The organism is Caproiciproducens galactitolivorans, from assembly GCF_004768785.1.
In the GTDB taxonomy this organism is placed as follows: domain Bacteria; phylum Bacillota; class Clostridia; order Oscillospirales; family Acutalibacteraceae; genus Caproiciproducens; species Caproiciproducens galactitolivorans.
The window spans coordinates 1-26,568 of sequence record NZ_SRMQ01000007.1; the positions used below are offsets into that span (position 1 = coordinate 1).

The 26,568-nt window shown below is 46.1% G+C and carries 24 protein-coding genes; 8 read left to right on the forward strand and 16 right to left on the reverse strand.

Annotation, left to right across the window (positions count from 1 at the left end):
* Nucleotides 1-390: 390 nt before the first annotated feature.
* Nucleotides 391-966, forward strand: coding sequence for a TetR/AcrR family transcriptional regulator (locus tag CAGA_RS08015; RefSeq protein WP_135659644.1), 576 nt, complete (start codon nt 391-393; stop codon nt 964-966).
* On the forward strand, nt 959-2,047 hold the full coding sequence (locus tag CAGA_RS08020; RefSeq protein WP_135659646.1) for a radical SAM protein: 1,089 nt from the start codon (nt 959-961) through the stop codon (nt 2,045-2,047). Before CAGA_RS08015 ends, CAGA_RS08020 begins: the two co-directional genes overlap by 8 nt.
* A gap of 147 nt (nt 2,048-2,194) precedes the next feature.
* Here the strand turns inward: CAGA_RS08020 and CAGA_RS08025 are convergent, their stop codons facing one another.
* From CAGA_RS08025 to dinB, 11 genes are all read right to left on the reverse strand, one after another.
* Complete coding sequence (locus CAGA_RS08025; protein ID WP_135659648.1) at nt 2,195-3,454, reverse strand: tyrosine-protein kinase domain-containing protein; 1,260 nt, start codon at nt 3,452-3,454, stop codon at nt 2,195-2,197.
* A 27-nt stretch (nt 3,455-3,481) separates the two neighbouring features.
* On the reverse strand, nt 3,482-4,654 hold the full coding sequence (locus CAGA_RS08030; protein ID WP_135659650.1) for a glycosyltransferase: 1,173 nt from the start codon (nt 4,652-4,654) through the stop codon (nt 3,482-3,484).
* Nucleotides 4,645-5,871, reverse strand: a complete 1,227-nt coding sequence (locus CAGA_RS08035) for a glycosyltransferase (protein WP_135659652.1) — start codon at nt 5,869-5,871, stop codon at nt 4,645-4,647. The genes CAGA_RS08030 and CAGA_RS08035 overlap by 10 nt, the downstream gene beginning before the upstream one ends.
* Nucleotides 5,868-7,406 carry an O-antigen polysaccharide polymerase Wzy family protein gene (locus CAGA_RS08040; RefSeq protein WP_135659654.1) on the reverse strand — a complete coding sequence of 513 codons (1,539 nt, stop codon included), beginning with the start codon at nt 7,404-7,406 and terminating at the stop codon, nt 5,868-5,870. The genes CAGA_RS08035 and CAGA_RS08040 overlap by 4 nt, the downstream gene beginning before the upstream one ends.
* A gap of 31 nt (nt 7,407-7,437) precedes the next feature.
* Nucleotides 7,438-9,228 (reverse strand): Rqc2 family fibronectin-binding protein, encoded by a 1,791-nt coding sequence (locus CAGA_RS08045; RefSeq protein ID WP_135659656.1) that lies wholly within the window; start codon nt 9,226-9,228, stop codon nt 7,438-7,440.
* Nucleotides 9,229-10,023 (reverse strand): Nif3-like dinuclear metal center hexameric protein, encoded by a 795-nt coding sequence (locus tag CAGA_RS08050; RefSeq protein ID WP_135659658.1) that lies wholly within the window; start codon nt 10,021-10,023, stop codon nt 9,229-9,231.
* Nucleotides 10,020-10,724, reverse strand: coding sequence for a class I SAM-dependent methyltransferase (locus CAGA_RS08055; RefSeq protein WP_243112990.1), 705 nt, complete (start codon nt 10,722-10,724; stop codon nt 10,020-10,022). Before CAGA_RS08055 ends, CAGA_RS08050 begins: the two co-directional genes overlap by 4 nt.
* Before the next feature lie 124 nt (nt 10,725-10,848).
* Nucleotides 10,849-11,052 (reverse strand): DUF1858 domain-containing protein, encoded by a 204-nt coding sequence (locus CAGA_RS08060; RefSeq protein WP_135659660.1) that lies wholly within the window; start codon nt 11,050-11,052, stop codon nt 10,849-10,851.
* A 156-nt stretch (nt 11,053-11,208) separates the two neighbouring features.
* Nucleotides 11,209-11,484 (reverse strand): zinc-ribbon domain containing protein, encoded by a 276-nt coding sequence (locus CAGA_RS08065; protein WP_135659662.1) that lies wholly within the window; start codon nt 11,482-11,484, stop codon nt 11,209-11,211.
* A 107-nt stretch (nt 11,485-11,591) separates the two neighbouring features.
* Complete coding sequence (locus tag CAGA_RS08070) at nt 11,592-12,182, reverse strand: sigma-70 family RNA polymerase sigma factor (protein ID WP_243112991.1); 591 nt, start codon at nt 12,180-12,182, stop codon at nt 11,592-11,594.
* 152 nt (nt 12,183-12,334) lie between these two features.
* The gene (dinB, locus tag CAGA_RS08075; protein WP_135659664.1) at nt 12,335-13,549 is read right to left on the reverse strand and encodes a DNA polymerase IV; all 1,215 of its coding nucleotides are present in this window, start codon (nt 13,547-13,549) and stop codon (nt 12,335-12,337) included.
* Between the two features lie 284 nt (nt 13,550-13,833).
* On the opposite strand from dinB, the gene CAGA_RS08080 reads away from it, so the two are divergent.
* Entirely contained in the window at nt 13,834-15,366 is a 1,533-nt protein-coding gene (locus CAGA_RS08080; RefSeq protein ID WP_135659666.1) for a YifB family Mg chelatase-like AAA ATPase, read from the forward strand.
* Between the two features lie 46 nt (nt 15,367-15,412).
* Here the strand turns inward: CAGA_RS08080 and CAGA_RS08085 are convergent, their stop codons facing one another.
* The 4 genes from CAGA_RS08085 to CAGA_RS08100 all read right to left on the reverse strand — a co-directional run bounded on the left by CAGA_RS08085 (nt 15,413) and on the right by CAGA_RS08100 (nt 21,599).
* Complete coding sequence (locus tag CAGA_RS08085) at nt 15,413-17,425, reverse strand: methyl-accepting chemotaxis protein (RefSeq protein WP_167875187.1); 2,013 nt, start codon at nt 17,423-17,425, stop codon at nt 15,413-15,415.
* A 196-nt stretch (nt 17,426-17,621) separates the two neighbouring features.
* Complete coding sequence (locus CAGA_RS08090; protein WP_135659670.1) at nt 17,622-18,653, reverse strand: protein-glutamate methylesterase/protein-glutamine glutaminase; 1,032 nt, start codon at nt 18,651-18,653, stop codon at nt 17,622-17,624.
* Between the two features lie 5 nt (nt 18,654-18,658).
* Nucleotides 18,659-19,465, reverse strand: coding sequence for a CheR family methyltransferase (locus CAGA_RS08095; RefSeq protein ID WP_135659672.1), 807 nt, complete (start codon nt 19,463-19,465; stop codon nt 18,659-18,661).
* Between the two features lie 37 nt (nt 19,466-19,502).
* On the reverse strand, nt 19,503-21,599 hold the full coding sequence (locus tag CAGA_RS08100) for a chemotaxis protein CheA (RefSeq protein ID WP_207669564.1): 2,097 nt from the start codon (nt 21,597-21,599) through the stop codon (nt 19,503-19,505).
* A 90-nt stretch (nt 21,600-21,689) separates the two neighbouring features.
* Between CAGA_RS08100 and CAGA_RS08105 the strand changes: the two genes are divergently transcribed.
* The 5 genes from CAGA_RS08105 (at nt 21,690) to CAGA_RS08125 (ending at nt 25,324) form a co-directional block, all read left to right on the forward strand.
* Entirely contained in the window at nt 21,690-23,120 is a 1,431-nt protein-coding gene (locus CAGA_RS08105; protein ID WP_135659674.1) for a hypothetical protein, read from the forward strand.
* Complete coding sequence (locus tag CAGA_RS08110) at nt 23,098-23,424, forward strand: EscU/YscU/HrcU family type III secretion system export apparatus switch protein (protein WP_407932262.1); 327 nt, start codon at nt 23,098-23,100, stop codon at nt 23,422-23,424. The genes CAGA_RS08105 and CAGA_RS08110 overlap by 23 nt, the downstream gene beginning before the upstream one ends.
* A gap of 156 nt (nt 23,425-23,580) precedes the next feature.
* Nucleotides 23,581-24,069 carry a chemotaxis protein CheW gene (locus tag CAGA_RS08115; RefSeq protein WP_243112992.1) on the forward strand — a complete coding sequence of 163 codons (489 nt, stop codon included), beginning with the start codon at nt 23,581-23,583 and terminating at the stop codon, nt 24,067-24,069.
* 54 nt (nt 24,070-24,123) lie between these two features.
* A complete protein-coding gene (locus tag CAGA_RS08120) occupies nt 24,124-24,762 on the forward strand; it encodes a PilZ domain-containing protein (RefSeq protein WP_135659676.1) in 639 nt (212 codons plus the stop codon).
* Nucleotides 24,763-24,805: 43 nt separating this feature from the next.
* Nucleotides 24,806-25,324, forward strand: coding sequence for a chemotaxis protein CheW (locus tag CAGA_RS08125; RefSeq protein ID WP_243112993.1), 519 nt, complete (start codon nt 24,806-24,808; stop codon nt 25,322-25,324).
* 46 nt (nt 25,325-25,370) lie between these two features.
* On the opposite strand, the gene CAGA_RS08130 is transcribed toward CAGA_RS08125, so the two are convergent.
* A complete protein-coding gene (locus CAGA_RS08130; protein WP_243112994.1) occupies nt 25,371-26,198 on the reverse strand; it encodes an HD-GYP domain-containing protein in 828 nt (275 codons plus the stop codon).
* Nucleotides 26,199-26,568: the final 370 nt, after the last annotated feature.

Here is a 26,568-nt window from a genome sequence, read left to right on the forward strand (position 1 = left end):
TGTGTTATTCTTTCCTTGAGTCATTGGGACCAACTCCTTTTTGAATGTCTTGACACCATTCATTTTAAAGGAGTCCCAATGGCTTTTCTATACCTTCTCGAAATTGCGAACTTTATTGTACTCTATCCAAAATTTGCTTAATTTCGCTTATCACTTTATCTATCAGATCGTTAATAGCGTTTGGCGATTTGCCTTTCGGTCAAAATAGTTACCCCTGCTGTGCGGGGGTAACTATTTCCCTTTTTTTACAGATTTTCACAAAAATTTCAGCAATTACGCAATTTTCATTTTCCCCGAATTCTCTCTTTTCAAGTTGACTAAAAAAAGGAAATATAGTATATTAAGCAAATATTAAACATGTTTTAAACTCATTTTCGAGTGGTGATATTCATGCATAAGGAAAAAGTAATGCAGGTTCTTGTTCAGGCAGCAATACAGCTTTTAAATGAATCGGAAACACCGGAAGAAATAACTTCCCGGAAAATCGCCTCCAAAGCCGGTGTAAATGTCGCCATGATTAATTACTGTTTCCAATCCAAGGATGAGCTGTTAAAAACGGCAATCGACCAAATAATGCAGGATTCGGCCGGGGATATTTTTGCAGCGAGCAACACAAATATTCCCCCTTTGAACCGCCTGTGGAACATGCTCTGGGAAATTTGTGAGTTGGTCGTTAAATTCCGTCGTTTTACAAAAATCTACATCCCCTATCTTCTGCTGCAGAGCGAAATTGAAATACCTAACCATATTCTCCCAACCATCCGGGAATATTACGGGAACAAAAAAAGCGAAGCGGAATGCAGGATCATCGCCTATCAGCTGATCTCTTTTTTACAGCTCATTTTCTATCGTTCCGATTCCTTTTATCGTTACACGGGGATTCATCTTGAAAATCCGTCCGAGCGGAAGGTGCTTTTGGAAACAGAATTCAAACTACTTTTCAAAGAAGGAAACACAGATGAATGAACAAACAGAATACTTAAGTAGCGCGGTGGAAGGTATCATCCATCAGGCATTGAAAGCCTCCGTAAAGAACCCTCTGGAAAGCGCATTTATTGCAAAATTTATATTATCGCAGAGCGAGAACGCAAAAAAACGGCGGAAAGCGGAAGAAGCCGGGCACCATATCCCCCCTTTCCTGATTGCCAGCATTACATCGCAATGCAATTTACATTGCAAGGGCTGCTACGCCCGGGCAAACAACGCCTGCGGCGAAAATTTCAAACAAGAGGAGCTAACCACGGAACAATGGAAACAAATCTTTCGGGAAGCGTCGGAGCTGGGGATTTCCTTTATCCTTTTAGCCGGCGGAGAACCGCTGATGCGGACAGATGTTTTACAGCAGGCATCCCTGTTTCACAATATTATTTTTCCGGTTTTTACGAATGGAACGTTATTTGACCGAAAGGCGATCGGGCTTTTCGAATTCAGGCGGAATTTGATCCCCATTTTCAGTATGGAAGGTGATTCCGTTCAAACGGACAAGCGCAGGGGTAAAGGAATTTTCTCCCTTTTAAACGATTCGATCGAGCAAATGAAAAGAAAAGGGATTTTTTACGGCGTTTCCATCACCGTGACTTCCCAAAACCTGCAAACGGTCACAAGTGATGATTTTATAGCCTCCCTTTCCCGCAAGGACTGCAAACTGGTCTTATTCGTTGAATATGTCCCCGCACAGGAATCTACTGAATCGCTTACTCTAAGCGCCGAAGAGCGGGAACAGCTTGCCGCCAGCCAGAAGAAACTGAAAACGGCATTTGGAAAAATGGTTTTCTTGTCTTTCCCCGGGGATGAAAAATCCACCGGCGGCTGCCTTGCAGCGGGCAGAGGTTTTTTCCATATTAATGCTGCAGGCGGGGCGGAACCCTGTCCGTTTTCCCCCTTCTCCGACACCAGCCTGAAAGACCATTCGCTTATGGAAGCCCTACAATCCCCATTGTTTCAGAAATTGCAATCGGCAAACCTCTTACAGGCGGGCCACCTGGGCGGTTGTACCCTATTTGAGCAGCAGGACGCCATTAAAAATATCCTTAGTCTTGAAGCCTGATCCTATAACACTTTCATCCTAATACCCATCCCCCGCTTCGCCGGGGGATTTTTTATGACAAAGATAAGAGCCTGAAAAGCACCATTGAGTGATTTTCAGGCTCTCAACATTTATTCTATTTCTATTTCTGCTTCAGGAATAGAAATTTTAGACATCCGTAGTGACAAAGCCGATAATATGTCCACCGGCCGCCCCCAGGCGCTTAAAGGAATCCTTAAATTCCTGATAGGGCGTGGAACCATATTTTGCAACCATGATAACGGACCCGGCATGCGCCGCAATATTATCCGCGTCCGGATAACTCACTTCGGAAGGCGTATGGATAATTACATAATCAAATTGCTGTTCGAATTTTTTTGCAAGCGTTTTAAATTCATCGCAGAACAATAAGTCCGCCGGGTTCTGTGTCGCGTCAGCGCCGGAAACAAGGCTTAATCCGGTAATCGCGGTCTTTGTCACAGCCTGTTCCGCTGTGCAGGTCCCCTTCAAAACATCCGAAATGGTATGCTCCGGCTTGGTTTTCAGTATTTCCGTTATTCCGCTGTCACGCAGGTCCGCATCCATCAAAAGTACGGACTTCCCGGAAAAGCTCAGGGCGCGGGCAAGGCCCACCGCAACGGAAGCGGCGCCGTCGTGCTCGCAGACATCGGTAACAAGAAAACTCTTTTTGCCGGCGGCGTTGAATTCCACCGCAGCACGCAGCTTTCGGTAGCTGTCATCCTTTTTCGATTCCTCCTTGTCCTGCGGCACCGTACCCAGCAGCTTTGTATTTAAAGCCTCGCTTACATAATGGCTGTTGCGGATTGTCTTGTCGGTCAATATTTTCAGAATTCCATAGCAAACATACAAGATAAAGCCAATAATCAGTCCCAAAAAGCCGGCCTTAATCATTTGTGCCTTATAGGACTGGTGCTCCGCCGGAATCGCCTTGTCGCTGACAATAGCGGATAACTTCGGCGACGGGAAAGCGGCGGTCAACCTTTCCGAAAGAACCTGCGCAGCGGTATTCGCAACGCGGTCCGCAATATCTGCGTTCGGGGTGTTCGCCGTCAGCTTTACGACCGGTGCGGTATTCACCTGTGTAGCAGAAATCGAATTGATTTCTTTTTCGTCAATTCCAAGTTTTTGTGCGGTCTGCGTAATAATTTCCTTACCGGAAGCCATCGCGATCGCCGTCTGCACGCGGCTGTTTAAAATACTGGTATATTGGAGCCGGTAATCGGTTTTAGCATCCTCCGGCACCTCACAGGATATCACGATTGTCGTATCACAAGTATACACATGCTTTACAAATTTCAGCGGCATCAGGCCGAATACAATGCCGAACACAGCCACTACAATTAAAAATCGGAGCCTGGTTTTCTTAAAAAAGTCCATTACTTCTGAAAAACTTACGAATAATTCCATATGTTATCCTCCAAATAAAATTCTGTTTTATTTCATTGAAGCACCGGCAAATTCAAGAACCTGCTTCATAATTGTTTTCCAATCGTAGTTTTTTTCAGCAAATTCACGCTCTTTCTTTGCAATAGAGGCATCCTTCCTGCAGCGCTGGACAAATTCAACCACCTTATCCATATCGACAGGTGATTCATCGTTCGGAAGGCGCAGGGCAAAGGGCGTATCGTCCCTCAGCTTTGCATCGTCATAGGCGTACAGGAACGGGAGAGCCGCTGCGCAGTATTCCCGCGCCTTTAAGGATGAACAGCGCGTCAGCCCCCTGCGGTAGCACCCCAGCGAGGAAGCGCCGACATCTACTGTTTTGTAAATATCGGAAAGCTCTTTTCCTTTTTTAAATCCGCAAAAGGTAACGTCATCGGACAAGCCCAGTTTTTCCACCAACGCGTGGAATTCGGGCATCTCCGTCTTATCCCCGCCGACCAGCACAAATTTCAGCGCCAGATCGTCGGTATGCTTCTGTTTGTATATGCTCATGCCTTGTAAAATCCGGTCATAGCCCTGCCACCAGAGCGTACCGGCCACTCCGAGGATCGCAATATCCTTGGCGGTGTCCGCACAATGTGGAATCGGTTCAATCCGATCAATATTAATCCCGTTGTCGCCGTTCATGGCTTTTACGCCAAAGAAGGAATCCGCCTTGTTTCCGTACAGTACAACCGCGTCAATATACTTCTTCAGCTCTTTGCCAGACAGCCGGTCGTCCAGCACCGTCACCGCAACCTTTGCCGCCGTTTTGACTTTCCCACCCAGCGACTTGGCATATTTTATATTGCGTACATAATCCGCCAAATAAGGATAATTCGGGATTTCCACCACGATGGTTTTCACATGATTCGCCCGTGCGGTTTTACAGATTCGAATCACATCGAAGCTGATACGGTCGAGCCGCATATATAAAACATCAAATGGATGCCTGCCGATATATTCATTCGCAATGGCAGCCATCTGTTTCATAAGCCTTTTTGCCGGGTCAAGCGGTTTTTCAAAGGAATCCGCACCAAAGAAACGAAAACGGCTGTTCTGCCACATGGAACAGGTTACCCGATAACCCAGCTTTTCGAACGCGCTGATTTGGCCTTCAATCTTATTTTTTACGCCCAAATACAGCGGAGCATCCTCCTGAAAAGTGAGATACATCAAATCCATTGACTGATCTCCTTATAAAATTTTTCGTAATTTCGCTGCGCATTAAATTTTTCATTCCACAACTTGCGCGCGTTTTGGCAAAGCCGCGCGTATTCCCCGTTGGGAAGCTCCTTTAACGCGCGCAGGCGCGACAGGAGCATTTCCGGGGAAAAGTCCGCCGGCAAAATATACCCGTTTTCGCCAGTTATGACCGCTTCCCCTGTGCCGCCGACATCCGTTGCAATCACCGGTACGCCGAACGAACTGATCTCCATAATAGAAACCGGAATACCTTCGCTGGCACTGACGTTCACAAAGGCGGAAATCGCGGTGGTTTTATAATAATCCATAATGGAGGCATTATCCATCTGCCCCTTCCATTCCGTTTGGACGCAGGAGGGAAGCCTGGAAGCCATTGCCCTTATCTCATCGTTGAGTGGCCCGGATCCAATATGCGTCCACAAAATGGGGAAATCCGCCTTTTGAAGCGCTTCAACAATTAAGTGAAGGCGTTTGACCGGCACCATAAAAGAGCAGGAAACAATGTGGAAACCGTTTTCCCTACTGCCGTAGTTTTCTCCGTGATCAGAGGTTCCCAAAAAGGCGGGACGGATTTTTTCGGCATACTGCGGAAACTGGCCGCGAATATACTCTGTACCGGAAGCCGAACAGGGCAGGACGCGGTCAATATGGCTCAAAATAAATTCCCGCATCGGAATATAATTATATTTCGCAAATTCGTTGTATATATCAAAACGATGGGCGCGGGAAATCTGCAGCACCTTTTTCCCCTGGCGCTTCAAATCCTTCGCGAGCAGCACGCCGGCTGCTGCGGCGTCGAACAGCCAATAGCTGTAAATGGTCACTTCATCCGCGGCACGAAGCTCCTCGATCTTGGAGAGCGCACCGTAAATTTCAAACGCGCGTTTCATAAAGTAAAGCATTTCGTGCGCTTTCGCGGCGGTAAACGAGCCGGATTTCCATAAATGGTTCAGCTCGCACCATATATAGGGCTTGCACAAAAGCGAGGCGTACGCGCCCTTACCGCTGTCGCTTATTTTCAGAGAATAACAGGATATGGAATCCGGCAGTTTTTTCGTGACTGCGGAATCCTTTTTTAAGTTACAAGGGCATACAAGCACTTTATCAAAGCCTTTGATATAATTTACTTCATTGAGTAAAAATTCTTCGCCGTTGTCATACGGAAAAGAAGTCGTAAGTAAAAGCAGCAGTTTCAAATTCGTTCCTCCAGTACAAGAGGGTCGGGAACATCCCTATGCGTCCGCCGGACATGCGTTCCCTTTGCGATAAACAGCGCCGCTAGATAAATCGCAGCATAGAAACAGATATACGTGATATTGAACACATCGGTAACCCATAAAAACGCAAAATTACGCGGGATATACACGAAGCTCTTAACGGCAAGCAAACCGCAGGTGATAACAACCCAGTTGTGCGTTAATAAAGAAGCAAAAAAGCGGAAGATCAGCCCGATCATTGCACTGACGAAAATAACGCCCAGAATACCGTAAGCAACATACGCCTCCGCCACATAGGAGGTACCGAAGCCGCCGCCGGAAAGATAACGGTCCGGATCGACCATATAGGTTAACGCATGACCAAAATTATGCGTTGTCTGGACGAATTCGGAATTCTGCACTTCGATAATCGGAGTAAACCCGAACAACGTGCGGGTAACAACATTATTGTGTACGAACAGCTCGAAAGGATAAAACAAATACAAATAGGTCGTAGACGGGTTAAACGATTGGATATGGTTCACGGTCTGTACGATCACACGGAAGCTCGCTCCCTGGGAATCAATAAAGCTGACCAGCATTTCGCCCAGCCCGCGGTGGGTATCTTCAGCCCCTGAACGAACCAGCGCCAACATCTGCAGAAAGTACATGGCAATTATGCCAAATACCCCGACATAGGCTACCATTCTCTTTTTTATAACCCGCTTGCCTTTTTCCAAAAGGGAATCGCGCATTACAAAGTAAAAGGTAAGCATCAGCGCTTCGCAGACAATGGTATTCCGTCTGCCCGTAAAGAGGGACGCCAGCATATAAACGCTGTACACCGCAAGCGGCAGTTTCATCTGCTTCTTGTTCGGCAGGGTCGCAAGGAAAACCGCAAAAGCAGGGACAAAAAACATGGAAAGCCGGCTGATAATGGACGGTACATCCGATGTATTTGTAAAGGATTGCAGGTAACCATGCCTTACAACGTCCAGCGCCGTTTTAAATAGAATATAAAAGAATGGAACCGAGCTGATATACAGCACAATTGTACTGAGCCGGCGGATAAGGGGGAGCAAATGGTCTTTATAAACCGCTTTCGTGTGGAGCTTCTCGATTGCGGACTCGCGTTTGTGAAAAATCGGCCCTGCCAGCCGGTAGGCAAAATAAACGCAGAACAAAGAAAGAGCCACCAGTTGCAGCGACTGAAACAGCTTCGAGAAATCGTCCGCTTCCAAAAGAAGAAGAAGCTTATGATGATACCCAAACCAAGAGGTATACACACGCCCCATAAGCAGGACGTTATAAGTGAGAAGAAAGATCAGTAACGCAAAATCACGCCTGACGTTGCGAATCAAACTGGCGGCAATTGCAATATTTAAAGAAATGATGGCAAAAAACAAAACGTCAACCGCGGTTTTCCAAAAATCCCCGCCCAATACGGTTAAAAAATTGGCGGCTAACATCAATAGAATTGTTATACCGAAAAGGATTGTATCTCGTAATAAATCCTCTGATTTCACTTTTATCATTGGCACACTTCCCTAACGTACTTGTCCCATATTATAGCACGGATTCCATTCGTTTGCCATTAAAATTTGACTTGAGAGAATCTACTAAACCGGAATCCGGTGTTACGTAGATGGTTTTATAATTCACGTAGATGACCATTCCGGGTTTCGCCCCCTGCGGCTTGCTGACATGGCGAACCTCAGTATAATCCACCGGGACCTTGGAGGATTCTTTCCCCCTGCTGTAAAAAGCCGCCAGATTCGCCGCTTCGAAGATCGCGGTTTCGGTCACATCGCGCCCCTGCGTTACAATAATGGTATGCGATCCTGGTATGTTCTTGGTATGAAGCCAGATATCGTTTTTATTGGCCTGTTTTAATGTAAGGCGATCGTTTTGGCGGTTATTGCGCCCAACCAGAATCAGGAAGCCGTCGGAGGACGCAAACTCCATCGGCCCCATGGACGCGAGCTGTTTCTGGCGGCCTTTCGACGCGCGGATGTAGCCCTGCTCGGTCAGTTCCTCCCGAATTTCGGACAAATCCCGTTCCGTTGCCGCACGGCTAAGCTCATCAAATACCGTGTCAAGATATTCCAGCTCCTGCTGTGCCTGCTGGATTTGAACCGCAAGCATTTTTTCCGCTGTGCTGGCTTTGTGGTACTCCTTATAATATTTTTGCGCATTTTGCGACGGGGAAAGCGCAGGATTCAGCTTGATTTTTACAAGCGGCAGATCTTCCTCATAAAAATTCTGCAATTCGACGAAACTGGCCCCCTTAGGGATTGTATATAAATTGGCGCTGAGAATATCGCCGTAAATACGCAATGTGTCCCGCTCCGCGCAGCGCGACAGCTCCGCGCGCTGAAGATTGATTTTCCGGCTGAGCCGTTCCGAAGCCGTCGTTAAAACGCGCAGCAAATCCTGGGAACGCACCCGCATACGGTCAATGCGATCCCTTTCCGTATAAAAAGCATCCAACAGCTCGGAAAAGCGCGTATACGATTTTACCACAGCGGTCAGGCCATATTGCTCGATATTGAAAAAAGAAAAATCAATCGGCTTCTGCGCCGGGCTGACCACCATATAAGGCTTCCCATCCCTGTTTTTCACCGTTTCGGCCATTCTTCTAAGGAAGTAAAAGAGTCGTTCGCGCTGCTCCGCCGTCATTGTTTTGGCGGTAACGTCACTACCCCGCCCGGTCAAATAGGCAAGTTCTCGGCAGACTATCGGCGAAAGGCCCTGCAAATGATTCAGCAGCGCCTTGGAAAGCTCCATATCGGACGGAATGCTCTGTAATCCGTCCTCAATTTCCCGCATGGAAGCCTGTAAAAGGCAAAGCTTGTTCTGCGGCGGGGGAAGCTGATAGGTTAACCCCGGAAGGACAAGGCGTTCGGAAGACATTTCCGCATCCACACGCTTTAAAGCGTCAATGATTTTTCCGTTCTCATCCACAAAAATAATATTGCTGTAACGCCCCATGATTTCCATGACCAGCGTCAGGCGGACCGGGTCACCCAACTCGTTGACCGCGTCAAAATCCAGGCACAGCAGCCGTTCCAATCCCGGCTGGCGAACCTCCGCAAGGCGTGCCCCCAGCAGGCGTTTGCGCAAAAGCATGCAGAGCATCGGCGGGGACTTCGGATTTTCCGGCACGTATTGCGTAAAGTGAATCCGTGCGCTGTTCGCCCTTGCGGACATCAGAAGCTTCATGGTATCACTTCGGGTGCGGAAGGTTAAAACCATTTCTTCCCTGTTCGGCTGATAAATTTTATCCAGCTTCGCGCCGAGAGCCGCTTCTTCTATTTCTTTTTTTATATGTCTTAAAAAAGCTCCGTCAAGAGCCATTTAAATTCCTCCTGTACGGGTACATCCGATGGTTTTTGCCGGGCTATGCATCCGCTTTGATTTCGCAAACCGGACTTGAGGAAATTGTTTTTGCAGCTTTTCCATGAGAGGCTCGATCACGACATCCTCCGTGTAAAAATGGCCCGCGTCCACCATAGTCACCCTCATATTTTCGGCATCCAGCAAAATATTATGCTTGCTTTCGCCGGTAACAAAAGCCTGGCAGCCGTATTCCGCCGCATCATAAACCAAATCGGCACCGCCGCCGCTGCAAAGCCCTACTTTTGAAACGGCCCGTCCTCCGTCCGTATAGCGAAGCCCGTCACAGCCGAGTGCGTCCCTGACAAATTCGGCAAACGCCCGGGGGGAATATTCCCGCTCCGTTTCCCCAACTAAGCCTTCCGGCAGACCCGTATTTCCATATTCCTTCAGCATATGGATGTTTTTCAGTCCCAGCCGTTTCGCAAGGCAGGTATTGACCCCTTCCGCAGCCATGTCAAGGTTGGTATGGGCACAGATTGCCGCAATGTCATATTTGGCAAGCAGATACGGCGCGGTATCCGTATCGATACGCTTCAGAGGACGGAAGATGACCGGATGGTGGCTGATGATCAGATCAGCCTGCACTTCTTTGGCTTCCCGGACGACCGCAGGGGTAATGTCCAAAGAAAGAAGCGCCGATTGAACCGACATATTACGCCCGCCTACCAGCAGGCCGGGATTATCAAAGTCCATTGCCGTATGAAACGGCGCCATGCCGTCGATAAAATCGTATATGTCCCCCACGAAAATCATTGCTGTTCCCCCTTGTCCGCGATTTCTCGAATCTGGCGGATGATTTCGATTAATTCATCTGCATCCTTATTTTTGCCGGAGAGACAAAGCCCGCGTGTTTTTTTTTCTAAGCCTGCAACCAGCCGATACATGTATTCCCGGTTGTCCGCAGTTTTGGCGTCAAGTTTGCCAATATAAGGATACAGTTCACCGGTAGCTACTTCCTGCGGCTGATACTGCGCAAGTATAACGGTATACACGTGATTTTCCTCCATAACCGCCTGTTCCCGCAGGATGGCAAAGCCCTGCTCCGACAAAAAGCAGCGAAGCGGGAGGATCGAGGTCATCGGCTGCAAAATCAGCCTTCTCTGCCCTTCCTTTACCCATGGCGCAGCGGAGAGGATCTGTTTGATCAGCTCGCCGCCCATCCCCGCCATTACGATATCCTCCGCTTCATTCGGAAGGATCGCTTTCAGGCCGTCCGACAGGCGGGTGGTAACGATATCCTGCACACGGTACCGGATGATATTCACCCTTGCTGTCTGCAGCGGCCCGGGCCGGACGTCAGAGGCAACCGCCTTTGAAATGCGCCCCTGTTTTGCAAGCCAAATCGGAAGATAGGCGTGATCCGTTCCGACATCCGCCAAAGCGGTTTGGTCGCGCACCATGGAAGCGCAAAGCTGCAGCCTTCCGCCAAGAGTAAATAAGGGATGCAAACCCACAGATGTAACCTCCTATTAAAGCACTTAAAATTCAATTCAAAACGAATTGCCGCCCGGCAATTTTGATTGACGGACGGCCATATTCATACATTAAATAAAATTTCCGGATATTGCAAAGCAAGGATTACTTAGAAGCGATATGCGCGTTCAGCTTTTCCACCATCTCATTTACATCCACGCCATGCACCATGCAGGCCTGCTCCAAAGTTTCCCCGCGGGAAGAAGGGCAACCAAGGCAATGCATGCCCATTTCCAGAAAGAACGGTGCCGTAGTTTTGTCAATATCAAGAATATCTCCGATAATTGTATCCTTTGTTATAACTGCCATAACTTTAATCCTCCAGCATTCTGCATATTTTTCATGTCTATTATAATACCCGCGCCGCGGCAATGCAATACGGCAATGCAATACATTTCTATTTTCTACAAAAAATACCCCGGATTTCCATCCGGGGTACCCTGGTCTTGAATAAGAAATATATGCTTATTCTTCCCTCATCTTTGCAAAGCACTCGCTGCAATATACAGGACGGTCTTCACGCGGCTTAAAGGGGACCTTTGCTTCTTTGCCACAGCTTGCGCAGATGGCTGTGAACATCTCGCGCTCCGGCTTAGCGGCATTCTTACGAGCATCGCGGCAGGCCTTGCATCTCTGCGGCTCATTTACAAAGCCTTTGGAAGCATAGAATTCCTGCTCACCGGCGGTGAATACAAATTCAGCGCCACATTCTTTGCAGATGAGAGTCTTGTCTTCGTACATTTAATTTACCTCGCTTTGGATAAAGATATTTGCCCATAGACGGATTCGCACCGACGCCTTTGATTACCAACGCTCTACTTAAGCTACCTGGGCATATTTAGTTTTTACTAAAGCAGTTGTTTTAATTTTAGACGAACTCGCTGTAAAGCATTATCAACCGCCTTAGAGGTCACCCCGAGTTTTTCAGCGATTTGGCCATAGCTACAACCGCCTAAATAAAGCATCAGAACCTGCTGTTCCAATTTGGAAAGCAATTGTCTAATATACTGCTGCGTTGCCTTGAAACTTTCGCTGTCCATCAGCAACGTTTCCGGGTCCATGGCACAGTTCGATATATCCACGTGCGCTCCGTCGTCGTTTAGAGAAACCGAATTATGAAGAGGCAAATTCTTTCGTCCAGATGTACGATACGCCATAATGATTCGATTTTGAATACAAACACCGGCATACGTTCTGAAACCGGCTTTTCCGGACGCGTCATATGTACGCGCCGCATTTAAAAGGCCCATTAATCCTTCCTGATACAAATCATCCGCTTCAAGCATTGTACTGCAAAATGGAGCCGCCTTCGCCCGAATTAACGACATGTAACGCGCGGTCAGTTCAACAAAAGCATCTGAATTCCCATCGCTCACAAGGCTAACAAGCTGATCGTCAGTACAATCTGCCATCTCATTACAATGGTCATGAACAACCAAGCCCAACACCTCATGGCAACATGAAATTAAAAGCTGTATATATCATACAGCATTCCGACGATTAAGTCAATAAATATTTTGCTTTTGGAGCTAAATATTTGTTTTATTTTATAAAAATATATTTTAAAGCCATTATTTTTTTAACAAGTTCTCTATTTTTTTCCATCATTTTCACTCGGTAAAGGCATAGGCTGCATTAACGCGGCGCGTGTAATGGACGCCTTTCCGAATTTATCGCGCAGGGCATCCAACTGCTTTTCCAGCCGTTCGTTTCTTTCCTTCTCGAGGATATTCTCAAAGAGGGACGTTTGCTGCATTTCCGAATCGGGAACCAAAGCAAAGCCACTAAGCCCCAGCGCACGAACCGGGGCTTTCCAGGGATAATTTTTCCGGAAAAGATCCTTCGCGGCGTACGCCAGATCCATGGTAAGGCGTGTCGGGGTCGGAAAATGCATCTGGTGCTGTGTAACATGCAAACGATTGTCTTTCACAGAAAGCTGGAGCCCCAAAGCAATCACACCGGCGTCGCGCATGCGGCAAGATATTTTTTCCGACAGATGCAAAAGCACCGGCCAGACTTCCTCCATATCAAACAAATCGTGGACACAGGTAACGCTGTTCCCTATGCTTTTGGGCGGCGGATCCGCGTCGGCTGCCAAAACCTCGGATTGGTTAAGGCCGTTTGCATTCCGCCACATGTCTTCTCCCGCTTTCCCGAAAATGGAAACCGCCTGCTTCAAATCTAGTGCCGCAAGATCGCCGATTGTCCGTACCCCCAGCCCGTTCAAACGCTTGCTCGTTATTTTCCCTACGCCCAGCATAGCGTCAACAGGCAGAGGCCATATTTTTTCCTTAAAATTCTCACGGCTGATTTCCGTTACGGCATCCGGCTTTTTCAGATCGCTCCCTAATTTTGCAAACACTTTGTTGAAGCTTACGCCGATGGAAACCGTCAAACCGGCTTCCGCTTTTGTCCGCGCCCGGATTTCCTCGGCGATATCCATCCCGCTGCCGAAAAGCCGGGTGCTTCCGGTAACGTCCAGCCAGCACTCGTCAATTCCAAAGGATTCCACCTGATTCGTATAACAAAGGTAAATTTGTTTGATAAAATTAGAAAAATAATAATACCGATTAAAATGAGGCGGAACAATAAAAAGATCGGGGCATTTCCTTTTTGCTTGCCAAACCGTTTCGGCCGTTTTTATGCCGAACCGCTTTGCGCATTCATTTTTCGCAAGGACAATCCCGTGGCGGTCTTCCACACTACCGCATACCGCAACAGGGCGTTCTTTCAGTTCGGGATGATCCCTGCATTCAACGGAAGCAAAAAAATTATTCAGATCGCAGTGCAGGATTATCCGTTCCACCTTTCCGCCTCCTTGTATAATGTATTTGGGTTTTAAAGGGTACCCATAACCCTTGAAAGCATGGCCATTATGGGAGATAATAGCCGTATGGGAAAGAGTGGCGTCGTGTGCCTCCTTGGGCCGTGGGCTCGTGATTGAAAGACTGACGCCTCTCTTTCATTTTTTAATTATACACCAGAACTTATGTTCTGTAAATAAGAAAATTTTATTCTTCATTCACATAAATTTGCGATTACAATTCGAAGATAGTATAATGTTATTATTCGATATTAGGAGGAAAGGCAATGGTATCTCGTTCTTTCAGCATGGGGCTGTACGGCATGGACGCTTTTGTCGTCACGGTGGAAGCGGATGTAAGCGTCGGATTGCCCGGTTTCGACGTAGTGGGCCTTCCGGACGCCGCGGTAAGAGAGTCGCGCGACCGGGTGCGTTCCGCCATGAAAAACTGCGGCTTCGCGTTTCCCGTACATAAAATAACGGTGAACCTTGCACCGGCAGACAAGCGCAAAGAAGGGCCGATTTACGACTTGCCGCTTTTTATAGCCCTTATGCAGGCCAGCGGGCAACTTGGAGCGGATTTAGAGGACAGCGTATTTATCGGGGAACTCTCCTTAAACGGTGAGGCCCGGCCCGTACGCGGAATCCTTCCTATGGCAATACAGGCGCAGAAAAGCGGTTTCCACAAGCTGTATATTCCCGCGTCCAATGCCCCCGAAGGCGTTGTTGTTGAAGGAATTACTGTCTACCCCGTAAAGGATTTGCCCTCCCTGATCCGGCACCTGACCGGGCAGGAAAAGATCCTTCCCGCCGGTAAAAATACGGATACCCCTTTCGCCTCCGCCCCACTCCCGGATTTTTCGGAAGTACGCGGACAGTTTGAAGCTAAGCGCGCGCTGGAAATAGCGGCTGCGGGCGGACACAATATCCTTTTAATCGGTTCGCCGGGTGCCGGCAAGAGCATGCTTGCGAAAAGGCTGCCTTCCATCCTGCCGGATATGACTTTCGAAGAAACCATTGAAACAACAAAAATACACTCGATAGCGGGAACCATGCCGGACGGGACTTCCTTAATACGCACCCGGCCGTTCCGCTCACCGCACCATACGGTATCCCCCGCAGGGCTTTCCGGCGGCGGAAGCATCCCGCGCCCAGGTGAGATGTCCCTTGCGCACAACGGCGTTCTGTTTTTGGACGAGCTTCCGGAATTTTCACGTAGCGCGATGGAGGTTCTTCGCCAGCCGATTGAAGACGGGAAAGTGACGATTTCCCGCGTAAACGGAACCATATCCTATCCCTGTACGGTAATGCTTGTCGCCGCGATGAACCCCTGCCCATGCGGATACTTCGGGCATCCGACAAAGCCCTGTACCTGTACTTCCAACGCTGTCTCGCGGTATCTTTCCCGCGTCTCCGGCCCGTTGCTGGACCGGCTCGATCTGCACATCGAGGTACCGCCCGTCGAATTTGATGAAATCAGTTCGGACGAAAAGGCCGAGAGTTCCAGCGTGATAAAAGCCCGCGTTAATGCGGCAAGGAAGATACAGAACGAACGGTTCAAAGGTACCTCCATTGCCTGCAATGCCCGCATTACACCGGATATTCTTCATGAAATCTGCCACCTCAGCGAACTCGGCCGGGCACTTCTGAAACAGGCATTTGAAAAGCTTGGCCTTTCCGCACGGGCTTACGACCGGATACTGAAAGTATCCAGAACCATTGCAGATCTGGACCAGAGCGAAGAAATTGAGCCAAGGCATATTGCGGAAGCAATCCAGTACCGAAGCTTGGATCGGAAATACTGGATGAAGGAATTATAAGAATCCCCCTGCGGGTTTGAACCGCAGGGGGGTGGTAGAAGGGATCTTAATATTTATCGGACGGGCCCTCCCCGAAATTGCCTGATGATTCCGGTTCAGAAAATTCCACAGCAGGATTCTGCTGGATTTCGCCGGATGCATCTATTAGCTTCAGCGTAGACAAAATATTCTTCATCTGCTGCGCCTGCCCGTTTAACTCCTCACTAGCCGCGGCGCTTTCCTCCGCAGTAGCAGAGTTCGTTTGTACAACCGCAGAAATCTGATCGACTCCCAATGTAATCTGATTGATGGAAGATGCCTGATCCTGAGAGGACTTGGAAATTTCCCGGATCAGATCCGTTGTATTCTTCACTTTTTCAATAATCGCATGGAGTGATTCTTCGGTTTCACTCGCAATCCTCGAGCCGTTTTCAACGGCTTTGATGGAATTTTGAATCAGCAAAGTGGTATCTTTCGCCGCTTCTGCGCTCTTGCTTGCAAGGTTGCGGACTTCATCGGCAACAACCGCAAAGCCCTTGCCAGCCGAACCGGCCCTTGCTGCTTCAACCGCAGCGTTCAGCGCAAGAATGTTGGTCTGGAAGGCGATATCCTCAATGGTTTTGATAATCTTCTCAATTTGCTGAGAGGCCTCGTTAATCTCCGCCATTGCGGCAACCAGCTGCTTCATATGTTCATTTCCGCGTTCCACTTCCGCAGAAGCTTCGAGCGAATACTGGTTCGCCTGTCGTGAATGATCTGCGGTATTATTGACTTCTTGGGCAATTTCGGTAATAGACGCAGAAAGCTCCTGAATCGAGCTGGCTTGTTCCGTAGCCCCCTGCGACAAAGCCTGCGCGGCGCTCGAAACCTGATCGGAACCGCTGGCTACCTGATCAGCAGACTGGTTAATTTCCGTAAACATGCGGTTCAGATTTACAGAGATTGCATTCAGCGAATCTCTAATGGTTACAAAGTCGCCTTTATAATCCTCCTCGGGTCGAATCGTACAGTCGCCGCATGAAAGGCTGTCCAGCACAAGTGCAATTTCGCCAATATATCTCGTGAGCGTTTCAATTGTATTTGAAAAAGTATCCGCCAAAACGCCGATTTCATTGCGGGTGCGGATAACGGGGATCTCGGTATGCAGGTCGCCCTCTGCAAGCAGCTCAATCCTATGTACAAGGTTTTCAATAGGCTTGGTAATCGGATTGGCGATCCGAACAGCAAAAATACAGGAAATAAGGATGAACACAATCAACAGAATAACCGTAATGAAAAAGGATATGTAATAAGATCTCATCATCTCGCTGTAATCTGCGCTGATACCCAACGACCAACCGTCTGTTTCGTCGATCGGACAGTAGGCAACCAACTTTCGGACACCGTCAATTGTAACCGTTTGGCTTCCTGTTTTACACGCAATCATATCCTTGACAAGGGAAGCTGCACTATCATAGGAATGATTTTCTTGCGCCTTTTCGATATAGTTGACAAAGTTGTTGACATTGTTCCTATCTTTATGCGCTATGATTTTCCCACTTTTGTCGACGATAAATCCATATCCCTTTTTCCCGACTGAGACGTTGTCAATCATTTTCGAAAAGGTATCGCTTGACAAGCAGGCGTAGACAATCCCGTTATAGTTTGACCCGTTGTTAATTTTGGCCGAAACAAACATCACAACACTAGAATCCGTTTTCCGTGTAACGGTGCTGGAAATGTATGTCTGGCCTGCGATGGCCTTTTGAAAATAGTCGCGGTCGCTGATATCCGTTCCATTTGTTGTTTTTCCATTTGCGTCGGCTAAATTAACATCTACAAAGCCATATTTTTCGCTAAGTTTTGCCAGTAAGCTTTTTTGCGCGGCCGGATTCGTTGCATCTGTTATCGTAGTTTCACTAGCAATGGCTTCCGCTTTGGCTTTAAATACCTCGATTGCATTTTTTACAGCTTCATTATAGGAATTTGCATTCGACTGTACCATGGAAACCATGTTGTCCTGACAGTTTTTATAGATCATAAAACCGTTTGCTATACTGCATACAAGGCTAACCGATATGGTAAGACCTACCATTCCCATAAGCAATGCTCTCTTTAAACTTCTTCTTTTTCTTTTGTCCATTTATTCCACGTTCCTTCCACGTTGCGTCAAAAAATACAAGAAAAGATTGCATGCAGCAAAATTCGAGCGCTTTTCTTCGAAAATTATATCGACAACATTTGCAATAAAATTAAGTGAAATCCATAAAATTGTGTTAATTTATGCATTATATGCATTATTTATTCAATTTCTGAATAATAATTCCTGCAATCGCATTAATAGGCGCTTGTTTCACAACGGCACCGATATCAAACGCAACCATCGGCATCCCATAAACAATACTGGTCTGTTTATCCTGTCCGATTGTGAAGGAGCCACTTTTGCGCATCTCAAGCAAGCCGCTGGCGCCGTCCCTGCCCATACCGGTCAGAATAACGCCAATAGCATCCTTTCCCGCCGTTCTCGCAACCGAACGGAACATAACGTCTACCGAAGGACAATGGCCACTAACTTTTTCGCCCGCGGCACACTTCACATAATAGCCCTTGTAATCTTTTTCAAGAGTCATATGTTTGTCACCCGCGGCAACCAGAGCCTGCCCCTGTTTCACACGATCGCCATTCTGCGCCTCCAATACGGTGAACTTACACAGCTTGTTAAGTCTGTCCGCGTACATTTTCGTAAAGCCGACCGGCATATGCTGTACTATTAAAATGCCCGGAATATCCGCCGGTAACTGTTTCAAAATTTCAGCGGTAGCCTCCGTTCCCCCGGTAGAGGCACCGATTGCGATGATATGTTCGCTATTTGCACTTTTGGAAAGCGCAGGCAAAGGTAAAGAAGCCGCCGGCGCCGGCGTTTTCTTTACCTTTGCAGATGAAGCAATTTTTATTTTTTGGCTTAGTTCCTGTGAAAAAGCAGCGAAATCCTCACTGCTTTTCAAATTCGGCTTTTGAACAAAATCAACAGCGCCTGCGCTCAACGCCTCAAAAATACCAATATCCAGCGAACTTACAAGAACGACAGGCAACGGGTGTGCAGGCAGCAGCTTTTTTAAAAAATCGGTTCCTCTGCTATCCGGCATTTCTACATCCAATGTAACGACATCCGGAGATAATTCCTTTATTTTTTTCTCTGCTTCCATCGCATTTCCCGCAGTTCCCACAATCTCGATATCCGGATTATTCAGCAGCGCTTTCTGCAACGCCGTGCGAAAAAAAAGCGAATCATCAACAATAAGAACTCTCACCCTACGATTTATCGGCATCTAAATTATCCTTTCCGGTATATTGAAGGTTCAACATATATGAACGGGGATGTGTCCCTCTGAACCGTTTCAGAATGCCCAATAAAAAGATAACCGCCTGATTTTAATGCATCATAGAACTTATTGATCAAAGCGTTTTTCGTGGGTTGATCAAAATAGATCATAACATTCCTGCAAAAGATTAGATCAAAAGGCTGTTGATATGGAAAAGGATCCATAAGATTCAGCCGCTTGAAAATAACCTGGTTCCGAACTTCATCCTTCAGTTCATAATATTCGTCCCCCTGCTTATTAAAATACTTCATTTTCCACGTTTTTGGAAGCTCTTTTAATGATTCTTCACTATAAACCCCGTTTTTTGCAGCTTCCATTGCTTTTAGGGAAATATCCGTTGCCAGAATCCGAAAATCCCAGCTTGCTTTTTTTATACCGAAGTATTCCATCATCGTCATAATGGCCGTGTATGCTTCTTCCCCGGAAGAGCAGCCGGCACTCCAGATACGGAGGACTTTACGAGTATTGGTTTTTTCCTGCATTGGAAGGAAAACTTTCCTCATGAATTCAAAGTGAGCGGGCTCCCGATAGAAATACGTATGATTTGTCGTCAGCTTATTAAGCATCAACGTAACTTCATCGGACTTGTTTTGCTTCACCAGATTAAAATAATCCGTAAAATTTGTAAAGCCCCTGCTTACCAGGACAGCCTGCATCCTAGATTCAATCAGCTGCCTTTTCTTTGTAAGATTAATACCGTAATTGCTTTTTACATAAGTTACAATATCTTGAAATTCTTTATCTGTCAGGCGTATCATCGTTTTCCTCCGCGTTTAATCCTTCGGGTAAGGGTAATTAATTGTTATTGTAAAGGTTGAGTACATCCAGTATCAGGCTGATGCTGCCGTCGCCCAGAATCGCGCAACCGGTAATGCCTGTTTCCTTCACATTATATTTATTGAGATATAACGGAAGGGACTTTACAACAACCTGCTGCTCACCTAAAAGCGCATCTGCAAAAATGCAGAACGCCTTTTCGTGTGTTTCAACTAAGATAACAATTCCGCTGCTGATATCCGTAATATCCGTCTCAATACCAAACACCTTGTGCAGGCGGACAACCGGATAATACTGGTTGCGAACCATGATAATCTCATTCATATCCGTGTCATAATGAATTGCACTTTGATCCACCTTAAAGGACTGCCGGATATTATTAATCGGAATGGTAAATACCGTTTCGCCGACGGAAATCTTCATGCCGTTCACAATCGCGAGGGTAAGCGGGATTTTAAAGAGTATTTTGGTCCCCTTTCCAAACACGCTTTCAATTGAAACGTCACCGCCGACTTTTTCAACATTTTTCTTAACAACGTCCATACCGACCCCTCTGCCGGAATACTCCGTCACCACTTCGTTGGTCGAGAAACCGGGCATCAGAAGGAAGTTGTTAATTTCTCTTGCGGAATACTCCGATTCCGGTCTTTTCACAAGTCCTTGCTTCTTTGCCTTTTGAAGGACAGCCTTCCGGTCAATTCCCTTTCCGTCATCCGTTACGGAAATGATAATTTCCCCGCCTGTGTTTTGTGCCGACAGGGTAATGGTTCCCTTTGGCGGTTTCTTTGTCTGGGCGCGTTCTTCCTTGGTTTCAATACCGTGATCCATAGCATTGCGCACAACGTGCATAATCGGGTCGCCGATGTTGTCGATAATCGTCTTATCGACTTCGGTATCCTCGCCGATCATGACCAGTTGGACATCTTTATCCAGCTTTTTGCTCATATCACGCACAATGCGGTTCATCTTATGAAACACACCTGAAATCGGGACCATGCGGATGGACATTACAATTTCCTGAAGCTCGTCCGTCAGTTTCCGCAGCTGCCGGGAAGCCTTGGTGAAATTATTGTCTACTGCGGCGCTCTGCCCGGCCGGAGGAGTGGTAACCATGGATTCCGTTATGACGATTTCGCCCATCAGATCCATCAGATTGTCAAGCTTTGAAAGGTTTACATTAATAAGATTCTGCTTAACCACCGAGTGCGCCGTATTTTGCGCCTGCTGTTTATTTGATTCATCCTGTTCGCTCGCGTTCTTTTCGCCGGATTTTTCCTGCGCTGTATCATCCGGCTTATTGATCACGGTATAATTTTTCGTATAAACAAAATTTTCAATGATTTTTAATACGCTCTTTAAGCCCTGCTCGTCCCTGAAAAAAATCACGAAACCGTTTTTGATGATTTCCTCCGCGCTGGCCGGATTCGTCTCAATATCATCCGGCTGGTATTTCACATATTGATAAACGTCCTTAATCGCATTAATCAGGATAACGGCACGGAGGTTCTCCATCTCTGTCTCTTCGTCAAAGTACACACGGACGGCAAATGGATATTCCGAATCAAACACAATTGGCTCTGCGGCGGCCTGCGTCTGCTTTGGAAGCTCCTGGCTAGGAGCGGATTCCGGCTGTGCCGGTGCCTGCGGGTGTGGTTCAACCTGTTTTCCTTCTGGCTGCTTTGCCGGCTCAGCCGCGCCTTCGTTTGATTCGCCTGTCGAAATCTTTTTAAGAAAATCATTAATTTCCTGCTCAAAAGTGCCGATATCTGTAGTAAGCGGCTCGTTATTTTCTACCTTTGCGATTTCGTCCTTAATGAAATCGCTCGACCGGAACATCAGGTCAAAAAGTTCCTCATTGTATTTCTCATCAATCCCGTGTTCGCGTACATAGTAGAACAGATCCTCTACCTTATGGGAAATTGTCGCAAGGCCATTGAACTGCATCATAGCAGAGGAACCCTTTATTGTATGCATGATTCGGAAAATTTCATTGATGCTATCTGTATCAAAGGAATTTGCCTTTTCGCAATTGATTAAAATTTCATCAAGATGTTCGAGCAAATCATTTGCTTCAAATAAATAAACTTCCAACATAGATTCCATATTGTTATCCATGATAATTCACCGCCTAATTATACTTTATAATCTATATATCGTAACAATGTCGATAAAATTAATGCCAAATTTTATATTTGAGGTGTTTTTATGCCCGATAATTTAAGAATTACCCCTCCCATACCGAACAGCGACACCATCAATAAAATACCCACCACGAAGCAAACAGGGCCAACAACGCCAATTGACCCCTCAAAGGTCGTTCAGCCAAACACCGACAAGCAGGGCGACACAAACGCGCGCTTTGAATTCCTGTTAAATCGCAATTCTGTTTTTAATAAATTCCTAGAACAGTTAAATCGGACGCCTGCTTTGTCTGAAACGCTGCAAAAAGTTACTTTTGAGGCTTTCAGCAGGCCGGAAAACGTTCACGACAGCCGCACAAACGCTCCCTTTATGAAAGAGCTCACCGCAGCTATGAAAATGGAGCCCGCGGATATTTTAAAGAACCTGACTTTTCAAAGCAACAACCGCACAAAATTTACCGGCCCCATCTTTGACGTTCTTCGAAACCTATTAAATGCGCACGCGGGCGACCGGGAGTTGAAACAAACCATCTCCAATTTCCTCAAAGCATATGACGGGTATTTTTCAACTGCCGACACGACGCAGGCGATTGCAAAGGAGCTGGACACACTTTCCACCCAAATTCCGAATCCGTACAGCAAACAGCTTAAAGAGCTGACAAAAGAATTGATAACGGATCAGCCTGTGAAAGGTCTGGATTTAAACCTTTCGGTTTTAAAAGAAAAAGTCATTCCGCTTTTGGGCAAGTATGTAGCGGCTTCGAACGACTACGGAGTAGCAAGAGACAACATTACGCTTCTGGTACATAATCTTGCACGCTTAAACATAAGCTCTCATCAGGAACTGGTAGATACCTTTACGGCCCTTTTGGATTATTGTAAATATGAGCTGAATTTGCCGGAACCGAAAATGAATGAAATCAAATCCATGTTTTTGAAGACAGTAACAGAAGCTTCTCAGAAACCGGAAAATCCGCTTTTTGATTCCATAATAAAGATGCTCTCGGAAAACATGAAACAAAGCAGTTCGAGCGTGACCCAATCCCTTTGCCGGGATACCTTGACATCCCTTCTGCTGGATAACAGCGTTTACATGCCTTTTAATCATATTTTCCTTCCGATCAATTATAACGGGCAATTTATGTTTACGGAAATCTGGATTGAAAAAGAAAACGAAAAAGAGAAGTCCCGCAGGGGGAATCTGGAAAGCGGCGGTTCGCCCGTCCGTCTTTACCTGACGTTCGACATAAAACGGCTCGGCTATTTTGAGGCCGCTGTTTCCTTTATCGACGGCAAAGCGGACATTCAGCTGAACTGCCCTGAATCCCTAGAAAAAGACAAACGGGCAATCAGCGAGAAAATAGCGGATATCTTTGCACAAAACGGCCTGACCGCGCAGAAAATTGAACTGCTTACAGGCCCCGGCGCAGTCACGAAAAAACAGATCTTGAGAAGGGTTTACGAAAGGAAGAATGTCATCGATGTCACAGTTTGACCACAATCATGCCGCGGCCCTGAAATATTCGCTGGACTCCCCCCACAGCGCGCCCGTCGTGGTTGCGTCCGGCTCGGGCTATATCGCGGAAAAAATTATTGAAGTCGCGCAGGACAGCAACGTACCTGTTTATCACGACGACTCTCTGGCTTCCCTGCTCACCCAGCTGGAGGTCGGGTCGGAAATTCCGCCGGAGCTGTACCAGGCGATTGTTGATATTTATATTTATTTCCTAAATTATTCCATAAAAAAAACGGAGAAAAGGGATTTTACAACCCCTGAAACCAATGAAAATACAAAATAAAATATATTTTTATTTCGATTTCCTTTAATTATTTAAAAAAAGGTCGATATATATTTATAGCGGTTTTTATCGTTTTTGGCACTGACAAAATAAAGCCGGCATTGTCGGTGCAAAAAGATCTTACCGAAAACGGCAACGGTAGAAATGGTGAATGATATGGCAGAAGACGTTTTAATGAAAAATAATACACAAGTTGAAAATGTTCCTACGGAAAAATATTTAACTTTCTTTATTGACGGACAGCTTTTTGCGATCCCGAGTAGCGAGGTAGTAGAGATTATCCGCATGCAGCCTATCACTTTTGTTCCAAAATTACCGCCTTTTATCATTGGTGTTATCAATTTAAGAGGAAAAATCGTTCCATTGGTTGACGTAAGGCTGAAGTTTAATAAAGAAAAGCGGGAATATGATGACCACACCAGCATCATTGTTGCGGAAGTCAGCGAATTAAGCGTGGGGCTTATTGTCGATAGTGTTAACGACGTAACGAATATTGCCAAAAATCAAATCAGCGAAACTCCACGGCTGGCGAAAGATTCCGTCAATAATTTCGTAAAAGGAATCGCAACACTAAACGATAACGCCATCATGCTGCTCGACATTGAAAGAATCCTGACGGATGAAGACGATGATCAAATACCTTGAAATTAACATTTCTTCAGTTTTACCGGATATTTGTTTTTTGGAGGTATTTTCAATATGTTCCCCATATCAACGCAGTATCTTCATTCGCCGTGTGAAATAAAGACAATCTCAAATGAATTGATTACGACCGGGTTGATCAGCGATATTCTGCATGGTGCGATTCAGATCTGCAATGACTTCGATAATCTTCCTATTATCCATTGCAATACACCGGTAAAAATGAACATTTATAATAATACTGCAGGGTTTAAGGTTCTGGTTGGTAAGGTGTTCCTTTCGACTGCCGAATTAATGCAAATTACAGATATTCAGAATCTGGTTGATTTTGAACAAAGAAGCTTCTTCCGGCTAAAAGTTACCAAAAAAGTGAAGGCGCGTTTGCTGCCGGACAAAACAACCGGGGAAACGGGCTCGAAGGAATTTGACGCAATTATTACGGATCTGAGTTTAAGCGGCTTATTTATGAATACAACGCAGAAGCTGGAAATAAATCAGCACTTTACGGTAACCCTGTGCCTTTTTGGAAATCGTATTCCTTTCAACTGCAAGGTAGAGCGGATCAAAGGAGACTCGTATATGAATGGTTACGGGTGTTCTTTTCTGGATAATACGACGCATCAGTCTGATTTGCTTTGCAGATATCTATTTGAACTGCAAAGGGAGCAAATCAGGATTGCCAGAGGGCTTCTTTAAATTACACAGTATTATAAAAAATTTTTATGATAGGGTGATCAATGTGGAAAATGATAAAGAGATTATCGCTGAGCAAAATGATACGAGCGAAATGAAAGGAAAATACTTAACATTCTGGACCGATAAACAACTTTTCGGCGTTCCGATCGCCGATGTTGTACAGATTATCGGCAAGCAGGAAATAACGCCTGTCCCCGATTCCCCCCATTACGCGAAGGGAGTCATTAATTTAAGGGGAGACATTATTCCTGTTATTGACGTACGCCTGCGTTTCGGCAAAGAAGAGGTGGAATATGACGAGCACACCTGCATTATTGTAACGAAAATTGACGAAAGCCATATTGGTTTTATCGTTGACTCGGTTGACGAAGTTACCACTATTTCGGATAACAACATCTCTCCCCCGCCGAAAATGTCCAAGGACCGCACAAATGCCTACTTAACCGGAATCGGCAAGGTAGACAATAAAGTCGTCATGCTTTTGGACACCAGCAAAATCCTGAATGAAAGTGAAATCGAGCTTGTTAACAGCACAATGGTAGAAAACATCGAGCAAAATTAAAATACCGTCAAAAAAGGATGGAAATGAATTTTCCATCCTTTTATTTTCACGGTTCAGTTGTAATTGTGCAAATATCTTCGATTACAATATTCTGCACATCGCGTTGAAAGCATAAATCCATTAAAACGTCCGGCTTTTTCAGAAGCCGGATAATAGGCCGGATCGGATTAAAGTCGTTCTGTTTTACAATAATTGCGACTTCGCCGTTGCTCAGCTTCACGCAGGAGCCGATCGGATACGGCGCAACCTTATTTAAAAAAGCTTTAACAATTTTAAGGTCAAACGCAATGCCGCTTGATCCCATAATATATTCGATTGCCTCCGTGGGCGTGGACGGTTTCCGGTAGGGCCGAACGGAGGTTAACGCGTCGTAAACATCCGCTACGGAGATAATCCGCCCGAATAAAGGGATGTCTTCCCCGGAAAGCCCGCGCGGATACCCGGTGCCATCGTATTTTTCATGATGCGTGAGGATTCCTTCGCAAATCGACTTATTTGCCAAATGATGTTTGAGAAAAAATAGCGCCCCGTTTGAGGGATGCTGCTTAACAATATTAAACTCTTCCTCGGTAAGTTTGGCCGGCTTAGAAATAATGGATATCGGTACTGCCATCTTCCCTATATCGTGTAAAAGAGCACACAGCCCAAGGTCATATAATTCCTGTGTTTTCAGCCCTAGTTCCAATCCAATTGCAATCGACAAAATAGAAACCCCAAGAGAATGGTTATATGTATAATCATCGTATAATTTTAAATTTGCGATGCTGATTTTCGCTTCCACGTTGCACTTTAAAGAATTCACCAATTTTTTGGAGATATTCATGGTTTGGTTAATGCTTCTCACGTTGATTCTTTGAGCACCCTGGTTAAACATTTTATAAACCTGCTTTAGGCTTAGAAGTGCTTCCTGTCTTAACTCCTTTTTAATAGGATATCGTAATTTTAGTGAAGGAATGCGGGTCCTTTCTTCATTGGTACGAATGTAGGCTCCGAGAATATCAAACTCATGAAGCCTTTCAATATAAGCTTCTGACAAAACTTGGCCGGATCGCAGCATCATGACCTTTGAGGTTACGTTATTATATAAATAGATGTCTCTGTCTAATATCATGCCAGGTTTTAATTTGTTGATTGGGACAAAGGCCATATCACACACCATCCCCTTTACATTCAATTTAAATATATTCTTCCCATGTTTCGAATTATTATTGTATATCATACCATATGCAACTGTATTTCGTCAA